Genomic DNA, 18066 nt, shown 5'->3' with positions numbered 1-18066 from the left:
TCGACGCGGGATAGAGCAGCCTGGTAGCTCGTCGGGCTCATAACCCGAAGGTCAGTGGTTCAAATCCACTTCCCGCCACCAAATATAAATAAACCCCTGCAATCTTTATGAATGTGGGGGTTTGTTTTTGATTGTTCACACTCCTCACACTCCACCCTACCTTAAGCCGAAGAAGGCGCGTCTACACACTCCCCATCACCTCATCACCCCTTGCAATTCTTCACCTAAACCCTGTTCCAACATATCCAATAAACTATCCACATCTTTTCCAACTTCAGCAAAACATTCTGGTGGTGCTGGTTGTGGCTCATAATGGATCAGCTTGATTTGATCTTTAGCAATACCAACCATGACAACTTCAACTTCTGGTTGATAATGCTCTATAATTCCCAAAATTTCCTGAAGTCTATTTTCAACATTCTCATTTAATTTTTTGATCGCATCTTTGGGACAATACACAAAACGCGGTTGAGGCTGTAAATCAATACCGATAGTACCCTGAGTGTCACCATTTTCTAACCACAAACCCCAAGCTAGTGCTGCTAATTCTTGCTGATGTGCTTTGACAAATTGATCTAGTTGGCGACGCCATTGGTTGTTGGGTGATTCTGGTTGGGTAGTACCGAACATCATGTCAATTTTAGATTTTGGATTTTAGATTTTAGATTTTGGATTAAGTAAGCCGCCGGGAATAAACATAACTATGTTACGAAAAGTCAACACCATTAAAACCCTTACCAATGACGAATGACGAATGACAAATGACAAATGACGACCCTAACTAGTTAGCTTTATTTGTACCGACTTACTTACTTCAAACCCGATTGTACACGCCAGAGACTAGCATACACTCCATTTTGTTCTAGCAATTCTTCATGGGTTCCAGACTCAATAAATTGTCCGTATTCCATGACGTAGATGCGATCAGCATTACGGATAGTGGAAAGACGGTGAGCGATCGCAATTGTTGTTCTGTTAACGGTAATTCGTTCTAGTGACCTTTGAATTGCTGCTTCTGTTTCATTATCTACTGCCGAGGTGGCTTCGTCTAATATAAGAATCGGTGGATTTTTGAGAATAGCACGAGCGATCGCAATCCGTTGGCGTTGTCCACCAGATAACTTTTGCCCTCGTTCTCCGACAATTGTTTCATAACCGTGGGGTAAACGTATAATAAAATCGTGAGCTTCAGCTACTTTCGCTGCCGTGATAATTTCTGCTTCTGTAGCGTTAAAAGTCCCGTAGGCAATATTTTCGGCTACGGTACCGTGAAATAAAAAGACATCCTGACTTACCAAACCGATGCAACGGCGTAAGTCTCGTAATTGCAGCTTTTGGATATCAATGCCATCAAGGGTAATTGTTCCAGATTGCACTTCGTAGAAGCGTAGTAATAATTTTACTAGAGTGCTTTTACCAGAACCAGTCGAACCAACAATCGCAATTGTTTTACCAGCGGGAATGGTCAATGATAAATTTTTAATAACTGCTTGCCTATCTTGATAGTTAAAAGTGACATTTTTAAATGTCACTTCCCCACGTACTTTTTCTACAGGTAAAGCTACATCTCCTGGATGGATCGCAATCGGCGTATCCAACAAATCCATGACTCGATTTGTAGAAGCCATCGCCCGTTGATATTGGTCAAAAGTATCGCCTAATCTAGTTAAAGGCCATAACAATCGCTGAATTAAAAATACTAAAACACTATAAGTTCCGACAGAAATTAGGCCATTAACTGCTGCTAAGCCACCAAAGTAAAGCAAGGCTGTAAATCCCACTAAAATTAACATCCGAATCAGGGGAACATAAGCAGCAGAAAGCTGAATTGCTTTAGTATTACTGCGGCGATAGGCTTCGCTTTCTATAGCTAAACGTGAGATTTCATAATCCTCAGCCGTGAAACTTTTAATAGTAGTAATACCGCTTAAATTATTTGCCAAACGAGAATTTAGTAAACCGACTTTTTCTCGCACATTAGCATAGCGGGGTGCAAGTACATCTTGATAAGCAAATGTTCCCCAAAGAATAAAAGGAATAGGTAACATTGCCATCCAAGCCACACTCGGAGCCAAAATAAAGAAAGCACCACCGATAATTATGACAGTTACCGCAACTTGAATAATGTCATTTGCACCAACATCCAAAAAGCGTTCCAGTTGGTTAATATCATCACTGAGGATAGACATTAAACCACCAGTGCTGCGTTCTTCAAAATATTCTAGTTCCAAATTTTGTAAATTTTTGTAAGCATCTAAACGCAAATCATGCTGAATATTCTGTGCTAGATTGCGCCAAAGTCTAGCAAAAGAGTACTCAAAAATCGATTCTAAAATCCAAATAATCACAGTTAGGGCAGATAGAATGAAAAATTGTCCAAAAATATCCTTGACTCCCAACCGTGCAATGATAGAATCTTGCTGCTTGACTACCACATCTACTGCAATACCAATTAACGCTGGTGGTGCTAAGTCAAACAGCTTATTAAGAATAGAACAAATACTAGCCAGCCAAATTTGTTGGCGATACTGCTCTGCGTATTTTAGCAGGCGTTTGAGGGGATGTGCTGAACCCCTGCGTCTTTTAGGCACTTGATGAGATTTCAATACTGTAGTCACAACCCTGTGCAATTGCGTGCAGTAACCGATATTATCACGTTTGCCAGAATAGAGGCTTCACCACTCAGCCATACATACCTGACATAGACAAAAGGAGAGGGAAATTGAAAAATCAGCAATTTGGTAGTTGGCAAAATATAGTAGTAGGGGTTGCAATAGCAATACTGGTGATCCTGGCCCTGAATTCCTTTATCATTATTAATCCAGGTGAGGCAGGAGTCCTAAGTATATTGGGGAAAGCCAGAGATGGAGCCTTGCTTGAAGGTATTCATCTCAAACCACCATTCATATCTAGAGTAGATGTATACGATGTGACGGTGCAAAAATATGAAATTCCTGCTCAAAGTGCCACCAAAGATTTGCAAGAACTATCAGCTAAATTTGCGATCAATTTCCGTATTGATCCCCAACAAGTAGTTGAAATTAGAAGAAAACAGGGAAGCTTAGAAAATATTGTCGCCAAAATCATTGCTCCTCAAACTCAAGAATCATTCAAAATCGCAGCTGCGAGGAGAACAGTAGAAGAGTCTATCACCAGAAGAAATGAACTTAAGGATGATTTTGACACTGCATTAGGTCAACGCTTAGAAAAATATGGAATAATAGTCTTGGATACTAGCGTAATTGACTTGACTTTTTCTCCAGAATTTGCCAGAGCAGTAGAGGAAAAACAAATTGCTGAACAAAGAGCGCAAAGAGCTGTTTACATAGCACAAGAAGCCGAACAAGAAGCACAGGCAGAAATTAATCGCGCTAAAGGGAAATCAGAAGCTCAAAGACTTTTGGCGGAAACTTTAAAAGCTCCAGGAGGGCAATTAGTTTTGCAAAAAGAAGCAATTGAAGCTTGGAAGAACGGCGGCGCTCAAATGCCAAAAGTTCTGTTAATTGGTAAAGACTCACAAAGTAGTGTTCCCTTCCTTTTCAATGTGAGTAACATACAAGATTAAGCCCAATCTTGTCTTGAAAAAGAGGGCAATTCTTAGAAATAAAGCGCACATCAACACAGATAATAAACGGATATATGTCAAGCAGAAATCAAACTAATTTAACTGTTGCCGAAGCCAAAAAAGTTCTCAATAAATTTAACTGTGTAGACATAGCACCACAAGTCAAACCATCCGAAAAATCATTAATTCGTGAGGCTTTACTTTTCATTGCTAAATTATCTGATTATCAAATTTTAGGGATTTGTGCTGAAACTGAAGAAGAAGGAATGCTAGCAATGAAAACTTATTCCCTCGCTTTAGGATATGAACCACCAAGTAATCTACCTCATATTGATGGGCCTGTTTATATCAAATTGAATGGCAAAAATGGCGTATGCCATATTGATTCTTATTTTGGACATCATCGCGGGGTATTGGTATCTTGTCAATCTTATTCTTCAGAGGGAATTAATGAGATGTACGGTCATTTACCCTTGGATTTATTTGTTTAACTATTAGCATATTACAGTAGGCACGCCTTTTCAAAATGCGAGCATTATAGCAGTTCTCGTTTAGATGAAGTACAACTTTATCGGTGTGTATCTGTGTACCCTGCGGGAAGCCGCTTGCGCGTCTACATCTGTGTTCGTTTTTTCTCTCAGGACTATTGAACCGCCCTACTCTACGAGAAGCCGCTTGCGCGTCTACGTGACGGAGACTGCCAAGACGGCAAGTGGACTCACCAAGACGCCAAGAACGCCAAGGATTCGTAGAGTGTGGTAAGTCCTATCTCTGTACTGCACTCAACTGCAAACCGCTATAAATATCGAGATTTTCTTTGCGCTCTTTGCGTCTTCGTGGTTAAAATTTTCTTGAACCGCGAAGAAACGAAGGACGCGAAGTTTAAATGAGTAATAACTAATGACTAAATTAATATGAGTATTATTACACTACAATCAGTTCAAAAAGATTTTGGTATTAAAGAAATTCTTAGAGATGCCAGTTTTAGTTTAGATGCTAATGATAAAGTCGGATTAATTGGCACTAATGGTTCTGGTAAATCAACTCTATTAAAAATGATTGCCGGATTAGAATCGATTGATGCAGGTGAAATTTTAGTTAATTCTGGTACAAAGATTATTTATTTACCCCAACAGCCAGATTTAGATGAAAATCACACTGTTTTAGAGCAAGTTTTTGCTGATAGTGGTGAAAATATGGCTTTGGTGCGTGAGTATGAAGAAATATCTGATAAGTTGGCTCACTATCCAGAAGATAATCAGCTAATGTCCCGGCTTTCGGCGGTGATGCAGCGTATGGATGCGACTGGTGCTTGGGAGTTGGAAACCAACGCTAAAATTATTCTTTCTAAGTTAGGAATTACGGATTTTAATGCTACTGTTGGGACTTTATCTGGAGGCTATCGTAAGCGTATTGCTTTAGCAACTGCTTTGCTATCAGAACCAGATTTGTTATTGATGGATGAACCAACAAACCATCTAGATGCAAATTCGGTGGAGTGGTTACAAAGTTATTTGCAGCGTTATCGTGGCGCGCTTTTATTGATAACTCACGATCGCTATTTTTTGGATCGCGTCACGAACCGGATTATTGAGATAGATAGAGGTGATATTTACACCTATGCTGGCAACTATTCATACTACCTGGAAAAGAAAGCCGAGGCTGAAGAAAGCGCTGTCAGTAGTCAGCGTAAGTTTCAAGGAGTATTGCGACGGGAGTTGGAATGGTTGAAAAGGGGACCAAAAGCTAGAAGTACGAAGCAAAAAGCCAGAATAGATCGCATTCGTAATATGCAAGCAACGGAGTTTAAACAAGCTCAAGGTAAAGTTGATATTGCTACAGCCAGCCGTCGCATTGGTAAAAAAGTGATTGAACTAAATAATATCTCTAAAGGATATGGCGATGCCTTCGGCAACCCCTTCGATGTACGCACTTTGATTAAAGATTTTACCTACGAATTTAGTCCTGAAGATCGGATTGGCATTATTGGTGGTAACGGTTCGGGTAAATCTACCTTAATGGATATGATCACTGGGCGGGTAGAGCCAGATGCAGGTAGCGTAGATATTGGTGCAACGATTCACATTGGCTATTTTGACCAGCATTCTGAAGAATTGCTGACTGCTTTGAACGAAAATCAGCGCGTGATTGATTATATCAAGGAAGAAGGGGAACACCTCAAAATAGCCGATGGTACTAAAATCACAGCTTCCCAAATGTTGGAGAGATTTCTATTTCCGGGGAATCAGCAGTACGCACCTATTCATAAACTTTCTGGTGGGGAAAAACGGCGGTTGTTCTTATTGCGTGTGTTGATCAGTGCGCCGAATGTTTTGATTTTAGATGAACCGACTAATGATTTAGATGTCCAGACTTTGGCGGTACTAGAAGAATATCTAGAAGATTTTAACGGTTGTGTAATTGTGGTATCTCATGATCGCTATTTTCTGGATCGCACTGTCGATACAATTTTTGCTTTGGAAGAAGGGGGAGTGATTCGCCAGTATCCTGGTAATTACTCAGTCTACCTCGATTACAAAAAAGCCGAAGAAGAAAAGCAACAAGCAACTGTCAATACCAAGGAAAAGCCAAAAAATCAACAGACACAGGCAACAGAGACTCAACCTAAAGAACCAGCCAAGAAAAAGCGTTTATCAACTTGGGAAAGGCGGGAGTTTGAGCAGTTGGAAGATAAAATTGCTCAATTAGAAGCCGAGAAAGCAGAAGCAGAAAAGGCTATGGTGAATGTTCCCGCAGGGAATTATACGCAGGTGCAAAAGTTGTATGAACAGGTGGAAGCACTGAAGCAAGCGATTGATCAGGCGACAGAACGGTGGTTAGAATTAGCGGAGATAGAGTCTTAGTAGAGGTTTGGGTAAGATTATAACTTTTTAAACGCAGAGGAACGCAAAGGAGAGCGCAAAGGGACGCAGAGTTTTTTCAATGAGAATTGGGTTTTTTGGAAGTTGATGCATTAACAATATGAGGCGATACATTCGCAATGTAAGCCGATGCATTCGTAATGACAAACCTATTTCACAGCATCCGGGACGGAGTGAAGTAAGAGTTAGAAAGCGCCGTCCTAAAGCTTATCCTTATTGTGCAGCAGCCTCGTTTTACTTTACGTCAGCAGATGGCGATCGCTTGTCAAATGGGAATGCAGCGGCTTCACTAAGTGCCATTCCGCTATAGTTACTTTTAGCTATTTAAATTATGACAAAGTTTCCACTCATTATTCTCCTTAATTAATCGCAGCCAATCACGTCCAAATCTCCTGTATGGGACTAATAGATTTTGACCATTGGGTGATTTGACGATGACGTTTCCTGTGATTGCTACAACAGCTCTTCCTAATTTTGCATCATAATACTTGGTTTCATAGTAAAGCTGAGACATATCTATAGAATATATGCTAGAGGAAATCCGCAAATAAGCATTGAGAAGAGCCATGTTCTGACCATCTGCATCGAGACGGCTATTGATTTTTTGCGCTGCAATCTTTTCTATTGAGCAATAATACTTATCAAGTGAATTGAAACCACGATTTTGAATAGCTTGATGAAACTTGGCAACTGTACTTTCAGGACCATCAAGCTGACGATCACGATTCGCTTGAGAGGTATTCTGATTAGAGGGTTTTGGTTGCGGAGGATTCTGGGTATCAACTTTAACGACCTCAAACGTTGAACAACCAGGAGATGCCACTTTGCCAGTAATGCTACGTTTAGAAGAGGAAACTTTACCGCGAAGATCAACAGTTGAGTAACCGCGAGGCTGATTAATCCATGTTGTAGCTTTCAAATCCAATAAGCCAGATACATCTGGTGAATTAAATACCTTGAAGTTACCTTGCATTCTGAAACGACCAGATGGGGTACCTGGATTATTAGGGTGTTCAGAAAACAAAAAAACTGCATTAATATCTGTCGTATTCTTCGCTTCAATATTTAACCTCAGTTTAGCGAGTCCTTGCCTACAACTATAACTTCCCTCCCAGACACCATTTAAGAATAAAACCTGTGAAGAAACTGATTGTGCTTGTGCTATTTTACTAAACGGCACTATCGAGATTGCCATTGATCCGAATAAAATGCAGCTAGTGAGCCAAGCAAAAGAAACTTTACTGATTCGCACCTCTTCACACCTTCAGTTCTACAAGTTGACAAATTCTGTGAAATCACTATAGCAGAGCTATAGCTTTGCTAACTAGCAGACTTATCCGAATCAGAAATATCATTGACATCCTCTGGTTCGTTTTCTCTAGGATGAGTGCAACAAACTCTCATCAATTAAACTTGAGGGTGATTCTTGCTACATCAAATATGATAATGACAAAAATTTTAGTTGTAAAAAAGATACTTGACTTCTCCAAGAAGTTGGGTATCTGGACTTTCAAACTTTATATTTTTCACAGCAGACACAATATTTCAATTAACATTGATTGTGTAGTGATTAAACAAAATTTAAAATGACAATCACTTGCACCAAACTATTACTAACTCATTCTCAAATTTGGCACGCTGCTACTATACATCCTTTCCTACAACAATGTAAATTAGGCACAATTAAAACCCAGCAATTTAACACATGGCTAGTGCAAGATTACCTGTTTGTTGTTGAGTTTACGCGCATGTTAGCAAAAGTATTAGCCAGCGCACCACCACATCATTTTGAACTCATACTAGGTGGATTAGCAGCATTGCAAGACGAACTGAGTTGGTTTAAAAAAAAAGCAGCAGAAAGACAACTGAATCTTAATACAAAAAAACAACCAATCTGTACAAAATACTGTGAATACATGCATAGCCTTGGAACCAAACCTTACCCAGTACAAGCAACTGCACTTTGGGCAATAGAATTAGCCTATAATCAAGGTTGGCAACTGCCTGGTGAAATGCCAGCACCCTACAATGAATTTGCAAACAGATGGGTAAATCCTGGTTTTACAGAATATGTAAAACTTTTAGAACAACAAGCTGATGAAGTATTAGAAACTGCCACAAATGATATTCAACAACAAGCCGAAGAAGCTTTCGTCAAAGTAGCCAAATTTGAACAAGATTTTTGGCAAATGGCCTTTAACGCAACCTAACTAACTTTTCCAAACTAATTCTCCAACCTCAAAAGCACACAAAAAATCTATCTGTGTTCATCTGTGTTCATCTGTGTTCATCTGTGTTCGTTAAAAAAAATATATTCATCTTCTCCAACCTAAAAGGCACACAAAAAATCTATCTGTGTTCATCTGTGTTCGATAAAAAATATATCATCCCTTCCCAAACACCATCAAATGCTGTTGCGGTAACAAATTTTTAGTCTCCCGCCACACCAAACCAACAGCTTGCATTTCTTTTTTCACCTGCTTTTGAGTCATTTTATGCAAGCCTTTAATCATAATAAAAGGATTTTCACCCCGGTATTCAACTAACACCACCCTACCACCAGGTTTCAACGCTTTCACAATAGCTTGCATCACTTCCTGTGGATATTCAAATTCGTGATACGCATCTACCATCAAAGCTAAATCAACACTTGCGGGTGGTAAGTTGGGATTTGTAGAAGTTGCTAATACTGGTTCAATATTGGTCACATTTAGCTCTTGCTTAAAAAAGTTAATAATATCCAACATCTCTGGCTGAATATCTACAGCTAGCACTTTTCCCTGTGGTACTTTAGGAGCAATGCGAAAACTCAAGTAACCTGTACCCGCGCCAATATCGGCAACTACATCAGTATATTTCAGGTTGAGAGCGTCTACTATTTTACTCGGCTTTTCTTCTGTCTCACGACTAGGACGTTCTAACCAAGCCGCACCTGTATGTCTCATGACTTTAGCGATTTCCCTACCCATGTAGTACTTACCGATACCATCTGGATGATGTAATTGCCGTTGTTCGTAAACAGAAGAAGATGTTGTTGTTGCGATCGCTAGATTTATAGGCTGAAATAAGCAACTCCAAAATATTACTAAAGCCAGGAGTATAAAAAATAAAAAACTATACTTTCTTTGATGATGCATATGTTATGAATACGGCTATGTCCAAATTCAATAATCATGACGAACTCCGATGAACACTGATGTAGACGCCCCTAAGGGCGGCTTCCCTTAGGGTACACTGATAAATCATCTGTGTGCATCTGTGTACTAAACTATTTTTATCATTTATTTTTTAAAATTCAATATTTCTAGATAGATAATATTTTTCTAAAAGTAATTTAATTGCCTCAGAGACTATTTATAAAGTAATTTTTTAATAGGGAAGGCAAAAAGCGGCGCGGATGTTTCTCCCGCTTTATTTTCGTTATGTTATGGCTTTAGTCTAACGTACCACCTAGCCTATAATTAATTAATATGGTGCATTAAGCGCTCAAATTATATTTTTCATGAAAAATGAGATTTAAATATGCACCTAACACAACGCGCTTGTGCTAAAACGGAACAGACTTCCTTAGCCGGAGAAAATCTCCAAGGTCGCACTGGTTCCCCTACAGTGATTTTATTTTTACTTGATAAATAACCTCTTAACAGATATTCTAATTCTTAAATAATCTCAGAATTTAACTACATTTTTATGATATTTATCTCGCTGCGCGAGGAAGGCAGAGGGCAGAGGGCAGGAGGCATCTATGTTGAGTTGTCGGTTGAGCAGCCCTATTGCCGTCCGAGCTTTTGGGTTTAAGACCCCCGCTAAAACGAAGTTTAGCGGATACGAATTGCTGGTGGGTATGAATCCCCTAGGAACATCGCTCCTTGTGCCCTCTGCCTCCTGCATAGCTGCCTTCTGCCTTCTTCAAAATCAAAATATGAATATACTTATTATTCTAGGCGAAGTACTATTTTTAATAGTTATTTTCTTACTATTTAATTGGTTGATAGGCATAATTTTTCAGCAAGTTGCTAAAGTATCTTGGCTACAAGGAAGAACTGCAAATATCACCTTCCTGCGCCGGAGTATCAGCAGAATTTTAATTCTGACTTCTGTAGTGCTATGTCTGGCGTTGGTTGGTATAAATGGGATGGTAATTTATCGAGGTGGAAACATTCAGGAATTTCAACTTAATCTTATTCGCAGTCTTCCTACTCAGTTTTGGGTCAATCTCTTCACAGCGAGTTTGAAAACTGTGAGTTTGCTAATGCTAGTTAAACTTAGCATACCAGTCTTACATAGAGGTATAGATCAGGTTTGCAACTATGCTAAGAAGATTGATCAAATCAAGGCTAATGATGAGAGCATCGAGGCTTTTTTTAGAGTCTTAAAAAGAATTATTTCTCATACTTTATGGATATCTTCTGCTATTCTATGTGCTAAATTTCTCTATTTACCAGAAATTATTCCAAAATACATTTACATTCTTTTAAAAATATATATTACTATCTCAGTTGGATTACTTATTGTCAAAGCTGTTGCTACTATTGTTGATACGCTCGATGCCCTAAGCCTTAAATACTCTAGTTCTAATAATCTACTGAGTTTATACGAACATTTACGCCACTTAATTCCATTGTTCAAAAAATGTTTAGAATACGTCCTCTATGTTGGGATCGTAAACCTTGTTGTTCCAGAAATAGAACCTATTGCTTGGATAAGTTCTTATACCCCTATAATTGTGCAGATTATTGGGGTTTTCTTTATTAGCAACGTTTTAGTTGAAGTCGTTTACTTCATTCTTGATGAGTTCTACTTAAAAACTACAGATGTTAATGACTCACAGCAACAGAAACGGCTGACACTGATTCCCTTAATGCGGAGTTTTGCCAAATATTTTGTTTACTTTACTGCTGGAGTAACTATACTCAAGCTGATTGGCATTGATCCTGCACCTATCTTAGCAGGTGCAGGAATTGTGGGTATAGCGGTTGGTCTTGGGGCACAAAACCTGATTAATGATGTCGTTTGCGGATTTCTGATTTTGTTTGAAAACTATTACTTAGTAGGTGATTATATTGAAGTTGGGAAATTAGAAGAGAGAAGTATTGAGGGGATTGTAGAGGCGATCGAACTACGAACCACTCACGTCCGCCATCCTGATGGACAATTGCAGATTATTCGTAATGGAGATATTGGATCAATTATCAACTACTCCAAGCAGTATATATATGCAAGGGTGGAACTTAGCGTTTCCTACGACTCCAATTTAGATCATGTGTACAGGGTAGTTGAAAAGGTAGGACAACAGTTAAAGGCGGACGAACAGGATGTTTTAGAACCCACGCGAGTAGCTGGAATAGAGCATTTTGGGGAAAATAATCTATTGCTGCTGACACTGACAAAAGTCAAGCCTGGAAAACACCTTCATATTCAGCGTCTTCTCCGCAAGATATTGAAGGATGCTTTTAACCAAGAAGAAATTGAAATTTGCGGTTTTTCCAAAAATTGATACTGACTCTTTGATAACGTTGCTAAATTCAAAGATGAATTATGCAATGCTTTTGACCGTCAGCAGGAGTATGAAAATTAATCTATTTTCTCAAATTTGCTTGCAAAGATGGCGATCGCTCTGTTTCACTGTTCTATTAGTCTGCAAATAATTCTGTGCTAAAGCACAACCATAAGCCAGTACATCTTGCTTGAGAATTCGCTGTAAATTCCACAGGATAAGTGTGTTGTCATCACCAATTGAAGCTAGAATTTTGCCGTCACGACTGATAGCAACTCCCCTAATTGCAGCAGTATGTCCTGTTAGGGTTGTGAGTTCTGTACCATCAACTTGCCAAAGCTTTATAGTCGTATCCACACTTGCAGTAGCTACTATTTTACTGTCGGGACTAAACGCTACTCCCCAAATTGCTGCTGTATGACCTTGAAGAGTTCTCAGCAATTTGCCATCTAGTGTCCACAACTTGACGGTGTTGTCTCCACTTCCAGAGGCTATTATTTTACCATCAGGGCTGAAGGCAACTCTCCACACAGCCGCCGTATGACCTTGAAGAGTTTTTAGTAATTTACCATCCAACGTCCATAACTTCACGGTTCCATCGCCACTGGCTGAAGCTAAAAGCCGACTGTCTGGACTAAATACGACTTGCCAAATTTCTGCTTCATGTCCCTTCAGGATCTTTGATGAAAGGCGAAAATCTTGCACAGGTGCTTGGCGATCGCGCCACCAAAGCCTAATAGTTTTATCTACATTTACCATCGCTATTGTTTGAGCGTTGGGACTCATTGCACCTGTAAACAGCTCACTACTAGTAGGATATTTATAGGTAGCAACCAAAGTGCCGTCCGCTTGCCAAAGTTTCACTGTATCATCTTCCGAAGCTAGAGCAATTAACTTGCCATCACGACTGAATGAAACTCCGAAGACCGGACTGCCATTAGAAAAAATTTTAAGCAATTTGCCTTGGTTACTCCAAAGTTTAGCTATGTTTTCATGACCTGCGGTTGCGATCGCCCCAGTTTTAGGACTGATAGCAATTGACCAAATTCCGGCACTATGGGCAATAATACTTTTCTGGAATGCATTCTCAGTCTGCCATAATCTGACAACATTTTCTGCACCCGCCGAAGCAATAAAACTGGCGTCACGGCTAAACTTCACACTCCATACCGACGCACTATGTCCTCTTAGCGTCCTCAGTTCTGTGCCATCAATGTTCCAAAGTTTAATTGTTTTGTCGAGGCTGGCGGAAGCAATAGCTTGACCATCTGGACTAAAGACAACTTGCCAAATTCCTGCACTATGTCCTTTAAGAGTTTTCCAGAAACGATAGTTGCCATTTGTGTTATCTTTTCGCCACAGTTTGACGGTTGTGTCTTCGCTGGAAGAAGCAATAGTTTGGCCATCCGGACTAAAAGCAACTGCGGCAACCCAACCTGTGTGATCTGAGAGAGTTTGGAGTAAGTTGGCTTTATCCCAACTCGTGCCATCTTGTTTCCACAATTTGACAGCCTTGTATAGAGTCGCAGCAGCTAAAACTCGACCATCAGGACTAAATGCTACTCCCGAAAAAGCAGCATTATCACCTGCAAAAGTGTTGAGCAAGGAGCCATCACGCTTCCACAATTTCACTTTTTTGTCAAGACTTGCCGAAGCAATAGTTTCACCATCAGGACTCAAGGCAAGTCCCCAGATAGCCGCAGTGTGAGCTGTAAAACTACTAGAAATGCGATATGTGCCGCTTTGATTTCGCTGCCATACTTTAATGACTCCATCGTCACTGGCTGAGACAAAGATTTGACCGTCAAAGCTAAACTCTAATATCCTTACTGCTGCTTGATGATCTGTGAATATCGCTACTGCTGTGCCATCACGTCGCCACAGCCTAATCGTTTTATCCATACCTGCTGAGGCAATTAAGGAACTATCAGGACTAACAGCTACTGTCATCACAGCTGCTGTATGTCCTGAAAAACGATTGTATTCATCTGATCCATAAACTGCTTGTCGTAAGACATTTTTCACCTGAGGCTCAACATTGGTGTTAGGCTGCTTCAGCTTTTGGAGTCTTTGTGTCGCTTTGATTGCTTCTACTAATGCATCCAATTTTTGATTTGAAGCAAATAACCCCTCAGAAGAAGACACCAGCGCCGCAACTTCACTTAGCCTTGCTTGGTATTCGCTGTTGACTGCTTGGCGGTACATAATGAAAGTTCCGATCCCCAATCCGGTAGAAACGAGTAACGCGATCGCAACTGTTACTAATAAAAACCTCTGCAATCTAGCTGTTTTTTTCTCTTGTGCTAGTCGTGCTTCTACTTCTTTAGCTCGTGCGGCTTCTAATGCCATTTGTACTTCTCGTCGTTCTTCTTGCTGACTAGCAGCTAAAAACTGATAGTCGACATCGCCCAGACTTTTGCCTTGCGCCCATTTTTGAGCATCCTGCAAAGCTCGTCCCCGCAACAAACGCGATTGATCTTCGTAGTTCGACATTACCCACGCATTCAATGCTTGGGAGTAGGGACGCAGAGTATCTAACTGCTGTGTCACCCATTGAGCATTGAAGACACTCCGGTAGATCGGATTTTTGATTTTTAAATAACCGTCACGCTTCTCAACTAATCCTGATAACAACAGTTCTGTTTGTTCGCGACTGTCATCTGTTAGTATAGGTGGTGCTTGGTTCTCTTCGGCTTGCAATACCCGTTGATAAAGTCCTAGCAACCGTCCTGCTTGTTCTTCTTTAAATAATAAGCGATCGCGAATTGTGCGCAGGTGTTCGGGTTCGTCTTGAGATTCCCAATGTTCAATTAGGCGCGATCGCACTAATTGTTCTACCCACAACGCTTCAGTTCTCGGAGGTAGGGTAATCATTTTAGTAGAACTTTCTAAGGCAATTTGGACGACTAAACGACAAAGTTTTTGGGTCAAAAATGGTTGTCCTTGTGTCCAGTAGATAATCTCCCGCAGTACTATTTCTGGTTGATTGATTACTGCTTCTAACCCTTTTACTAATGGCTTGGCTTCATACAATTGAAAGCCGTATAACTCAATTGCCTTACCAATATTAAAGGGCGTTCGCTGTTTGTCTGAAATCAGATCCGATGGAGTAGCTACACCAAATATCGCAAATCCCAGGCGCTGAAATTGCCAGTTGTGCGATCGCAAATTATAGCAATGACGAATCCAAACAAAAAAGTCATTGACAGGGAAACTCAAACTCAGTAGGCTATCAATCTCATCGATAAAAATGAAAATACGCTGCTGTTGCACCTTTGGCAGCAACACCTCTTCCACAAATTGATGCAGTCGTTGTATCAGGGAAAGTTCTGCTTGTTGTTGCCACCAATCTTCAAAGTTAATCTGCTGTGCCAAATCGAAGCTGTGAAGCAAGCTAACAATGATGCCTTTGTACCATTGCCCAGGTGTTGTTTCTTCACTACCCAATCGGGAAACATCCAGATAAACACACACATAGCCTTCTTGTTCCAGACGATGGCTAGTTCGCTGTAGTAGAGATGACTTGCCCATTTGTCGGGAATTTAAGACATAACAAAAATCACCTGTTTTTAGTTCTGTATAAAGTTGTTCGTCTGCTTGACGAATCACGTAGGTGGGATCATCACCTCGGAGACTACCACCAACCTGGTATCTCATGTAATATCCTATGAATTAATTGCTTAAACTCGAGTTGTAGATAGCTGTTTTTCAAAGTAACTACGATAAAGTTGGCATCGCGGTTTGATGTGATCGCGTTCATAGCTGATCACTCCTAAACTGTCGAGTTTGTAAGTCTCTATGGGATTAAGAAAAATACTTTGTTTGCCTGCCAAAACTTTAGAATATGTTTCTATTAGACCAGGTTTTTCTTGTAGACTTGCCCAGTGCCGCCATAAATGATAGCGGTAAATACCACCGTTAGCGATCGCTTCTTTAATTAGCTGTTCTAAACTAATTTCTTGACAGCAAAGATAATATAGAGTCAGCCGAATTAAGGCTGGATGTCCCCCCACGAGGGACATCACTCGAGCAGCCTCGTCACCAAATTCCCAATTTAAACCATGTCTTTTGGCTAAATCTTTTACCTGTTGCTCAGTAAACTCTGGTAAACGCAAAGGTAATCCAATATTAAATGGAGAGCGGTTGATATTTAAAGAGACATACACTTCTGTTGAGTAAACTACGACTAGTCTCAATTTCTGCCAAATGCTATCTCTTCGTGCTTCCTCGTACCACGAACGCAACAAAGGAAAAAACTCTTGGGCAAGTTGTGGATGTTCAAAAAAGTGATCTGCTTGCTCTAAAACAAGAACTACAGGACGTTTGATTTGTTTGAGTAAGTAGTTCTTAAAGTAAAAACTACAACTCAATTTTCTGCCCATTTCTTCATCCCAGCAAGTATCTAGATTCGGCTCAATATCTAATTCTTTTGCTACTCGCCAGCAAAAACAACGGAAAAAATGGTTTAAGTCACTCAAACACAGCGAATCAATTTCCTGGCAATCTATTTTGACTGTATGATATTCTTGCTTTTGGGCAAAGGCTAACAGCCGCAGCACTAGAGAGCTTTTACCCATATCTCTGGGAGATCTAATCCTGATTACACACCCTGGTTGAGTTATTTCCTGATAAGCTATTTTTTCAATTGGTGGACGTTCAATATAGAAGGGAGAATCTAGGGGAACTGGGCCATCCGGATAGGAACAAATATGTTCAGACTCGTGATGTAGTTCTTTTATAGATGGGAATTCTAACGCATATATGTCTTTGTTCTCTAAATTTGGCAAGGGTGCTGGAAAAGTTTCAGTGTGATCCGGTTCACTCAATATAGTGTAATCTGATGGACGTAATTCTAAGTTAAAGGCACTAAAGCAGAGTTTTAGCGTTTTACGATCTACACTTGCGTCCAATGACCACAATCGAGTCAATGTTTTGGTAGAAACTTGAATGCGATCGCTTAATTCTTCTAAGCTAAAACGATTACCATTGTTCTGAGTAATTTCCACAGCTAAGATCGCTGCTTGCAGCCGCTTCATTCCAGCGGAGGTCAGCACAACACCCCGTCTGCGTTTGGCTCTAGATTTTTCCATACGCTAACTAGACTACCCTGTGATTATTAATTTGGAGCAAAAATAATCTCTAGCCTTTGTTTTTAAGTCTTGATGTCAAAACAGGGAATTTAAATAAAAAAGAAAATTTTTAATGGTACAAAGTCTAAGTATACAGACTATTGTATGATATCAAGCTCGCATGATTACTTACAATTCTCGTTTAATCTCACCCCCTGCCCCTTATCCCCAGAGGAAACCCCCCTCCCCCTCTCCTTAGTAAGGAGAGGGGTGCCGAAGGCGGGGTGAGGTTTTTATTTTAAGTGATTAATCGAACTTGATCTAAACTCGCCTATACAAGTCTAATGTGTGTGACTACACTCACAACAACGCTAATTTACTTTGCTATTGTACGACAGAAATGCCCAGCCCATGTGTTGTGCGATCGCACTATAGATAGATGATTTTGCTGACATTTTAAGATTTTTATCATTTTCTTTTATTTAGAGAATAAAAAATCACATGCATTTTATTATAACTGTCTTAGCTGTCTATTTGCTGCTTAAATTCCTTTAAATTTAATATTCTCAAGCGTAAATTTGCTGGAGCAGAAGTTTGTTTAATCAGAATGACTATATAAATTTATACTATTTTTCTCTAGCTACCTTTAACTTCAATTAATTATTATTACCTCTAGCATATACTGTAGTTATAATCTGATTGATATAGGCTGGCTATTCTTGATTAAGTAAATTTTAGTAATTTTTTGACATAAATATTACTTAGAAATTATTTTTCTTATTTGTATATTAATTGTGCAGTTAACTGTCTAGTTAACTCTCTTATTTTTCCTTGAATTTTCCTTGCAATAACAAGAGTATGTTTATACAGATATAGAGCAATTGCAACACAGAAATTTGTCAAATCTAACATCATAACCCAGCGAATAAACATGCTGTGTTTACAATATTCTGTCTCGAACTCAAGTCTTGCAGTCAGATATTGTACTGGGGTTTTTGTACCTTGACAAAGAACAAATACGACCTACTCATTTTCAAATCTTAGTAATATCAA

General features: G+C 39.7%; 12 protein-coding genes and 1 tRNA gene. 7 read left to right on the top strand and 6 right to left on the bottom strand.

What is annotated here, in order from left to right; genetic code table 11:
• Nucleotides 1-4: 4 nt before the first annotated feature.
• Nucleotides 5-81: transfer RNA gene (locus RS893_RS26080), tRNA-Met, on the top strand.
• A 114-nt stretch (nucleotides 82-195) separates the two neighbouring features.
• Here RS893_RS26080 and ccmS read toward each other — a convergent pair.
• A complete protein-coding gene (gene ccmS / locus RS893_RS26075; RefSeq protein ID WP_315788514.1) occupies nucleotides 196-633 on the bottom strand; it encodes a beta-carboxysome assembly chaperone CcmS in 438 nt (145 codons plus the stop codon).
• A 176-nt stretch (nucleotides 634-809) separates the two neighbouring features.
• Nucleotides 810-2618, bottom strand: coding sequence for an ABC transporter ATP-binding protein (locus RS893_RS26070; RefSeq protein WP_315788513.1), 1809 nt, complete (start codon nucleotides 2616-2618; stop codon nucleotides 810-812).
• A gap of 104 nt (nucleotides 2619-2722) precedes the next feature.
• On the opposite strand from RS893_RS26070, the gene RS893_RS26065 reads away from it, so the two are divergent.
• The 4 genes from RS893_RS26065 (at nucleotide 2723) to RS893_RS26050 (ending at nucleotide 6757) form a co-directional block, all read left to right on the top strand.
• Nucleotides 2723-3565 carry a prohibitin family protein gene (locus RS893_RS26065; protein ID WP_315788512.1) on the top strand — a complete coding sequence of 281 codons (843 nt, stop codon included), beginning with the start codon at nucleotides 2723-2725 and terminating at the stop codon, nucleotides 3563-3565.
• 74 nt (nucleotides 3566-3639) lie between these two features.
• Nucleotides 3640-4056 carry a DUF1824 family protein gene (locus tag RS893_RS26060; RefSeq protein WP_315788511.1) on the top strand — a complete coding sequence of 139 codons (417 nt, stop codon included), beginning with the start codon at nucleotides 3640-3642 and terminating at the stop codon, nucleotides 4054-4056.
• A 423-nt stretch (nucleotides 4057-4479) separates the two neighbouring features.
• On the top strand, nucleotides 4480-6429 hold the full coding sequence (locus RS893_RS26055; protein WP_315788510.1) for an ABC-F family ATP-binding cassette domain-containing protein: 1950 nt from the start codon (nucleotides 4480-4482) through the stop codon (nucleotides 6427-6429).
• Between the two features lie 118 nt (nucleotides 6430-6547).
• A complete protein-coding gene (locus RS893_RS26050; protein ID WP_315788509.1) occupies nucleotides 6548-6757 on the top strand; it encodes a hypothetical protein in 210 nt (69 codons plus the stop codon).
• A 6-nt stretch (nucleotides 6758-6763) separates the two neighbouring features.
• Here RS893_RS26050 and RS893_RS26045 read toward each other — a convergent pair whose 3' ends face one another.
• Nucleotides 6764-7642 carry a hypothetical protein gene (locus tag RS893_RS26045; protein ID WP_315788508.1) on the bottom strand — a complete coding sequence of 293 codons (879 nt, stop codon included), beginning with the start codon at nucleotides 7640-7642 and terminating at the stop codon, nucleotides 6764-6766.
• 391 nt (nucleotides 7643-8033) lie between these two features.
• Here RS893_RS26045 and RS893_RS26040 point away from each other — a divergent pair, with 391 nt between their 5' ends.
• On the top strand, nucleotides 8034-8657 hold the full coding sequence (locus tag RS893_RS26040; RefSeq protein ID WP_315788507.1) for a TenA family transcriptional regulator: 624 nt from the start codon (nucleotides 8034-8036) through the stop codon (nucleotides 8655-8657).
• Between the two features lie 174 nt (nucleotides 8658-8831).
• On the opposite strand, the gene RS893_RS26035 is transcribed toward RS893_RS26040, so the two are convergent.
• The gene (locus RS893_RS26035) at nucleotides 8832-9584 is read right to left on the bottom strand and encodes a class I SAM-dependent methyltransferase (protein ID WP_315788506.1); all 753 of its coding nucleotides are present in this window, start codon (nucleotides 9582-9584) and stop codon (nucleotides 8832-8834) included.
• Between the two features lie 785 nt (nucleotides 9585-10369).
• Here RS893_RS26035 and RS893_RS26030 point away from each other — a divergent pair.
• On the top strand, nucleotides 10370-11944 hold the full coding sequence (locus tag RS893_RS26030) for a mechanosensitive ion channel family protein (RefSeq protein WP_315788505.1): 1575 nt from the start codon (nucleotides 10370-10372) through the stop codon (nucleotides 11942-11944).
• Nucleotides 11945-12034: 90 nt separating this feature from the next.
• On the opposite strand, the gene RS893_RS26025 is transcribed toward RS893_RS26030, so the two are convergent.
• Together RS893_RS26025 and RS893_RS26020 are read right to left on the bottom strand one after the other, a co-directional pair.
• Nucleotides 12035-15601: an AAA-like domain-containing protein gene (locus RS893_RS26025; protein ID WP_315788504.1), complete on the bottom strand. Its 3567-nt coding sequence runs from the start codon at nucleotides 15599-15601 to the stop codon at nucleotides 12035-12037.
• A 23-nt stretch (nucleotides 15602-15624) separates the two neighbouring features.
• Nucleotides 15625-17034: an AAA-like domain-containing protein gene (locus RS893_RS26020; RefSeq protein ID WP_315788503.1), complete on the bottom strand. Its 1410-nt coding sequence runs from the start codon at nucleotides 17032-17034 to the stop codon at nucleotides 15625-15627.
• Nucleotides 17035-18066 lie beyond the last annotated feature (1032 nt).

Source organism: Fischerella sp. JS2, from assembly GCF_032393985.1.
Lineage (GTDB): Bacteria > Cyanobacteriota > Cyanobacteriia > Cyanobacteriales > Nostocaceae > Fischerella.
This window is presented reverse-complemented; position numbering and strand designations above follow the sequence as displayed.

Bases quoted from the DNA above. Each gene is read 5' to 3' on its own strand.
- ccmS (WP_315788514.1), bottom strand. From the start codon at position 633: ATGATGTTCGGTACTACCCAACCAGAATCACCCAACAACCAATGGCGT.
- RS893_RS26060 (WP_315788511.1), top strand. From the start codon at position 3,640: ATGTCAAGCAGAAATCAAACTAATTTAACTGTTGCCGAAGCCAAAAAA.
- RS893_RS26055 (WP_315788510.1), top strand. From the start codon at position 4,480: ATGAGTATTATTACACTACAATCAGTTCAAAAAGATTTTGGTATTAAA.
- RS893_RS26050 (WP_315788509.1), top strand. From the start codon at position 6,548: ATGAGGCGATACATTCGCAATGTAAGCCGATGCATTCGTAATGACAAA.
- RS893_RS26045 (WP_315788508.1), bottom strand. From the start codon at position 7,642: ATGGCAATCTCGATAGTGCCGTTTAGTAAAATAGCACAAGCACAATCA.
- RS893_RS26040 (WP_315788507.1), top strand. From the start codon at position 8,034: ATGACAATCACTTGCACCAAACTATTACTAACTCATTCTCAAATTTGG.
- RS893_RS26035 (WP_315788506.1), bottom strand. From the start codon at position 9,584: ATGCATCATCAAAGAAAGTATAGTTTTTTATTTTTTATACTCCTGGCT.
- RS893_RS26030 (WP_315788505.1), top strand. From the start codon at position 10,370: ATGAATATACTTATTATTCTAGGCGAAGTACTATTTTTAATAGTTATT.
- RS893_RS26025 (WP_315788504.1), bottom strand. From the start codon at position 15,601: ATGAGATACCAGGTTGGTGGTAGTCTCCGAGGTGATGATCCCACCTAC.
- RS893_RS26020 (WP_315788503.1), bottom strand. From the start codon at position 17,034: ATGGAAAAATCTAGAGCCAAACGCAGACGGGGTGTTGTGCTGACCTCC.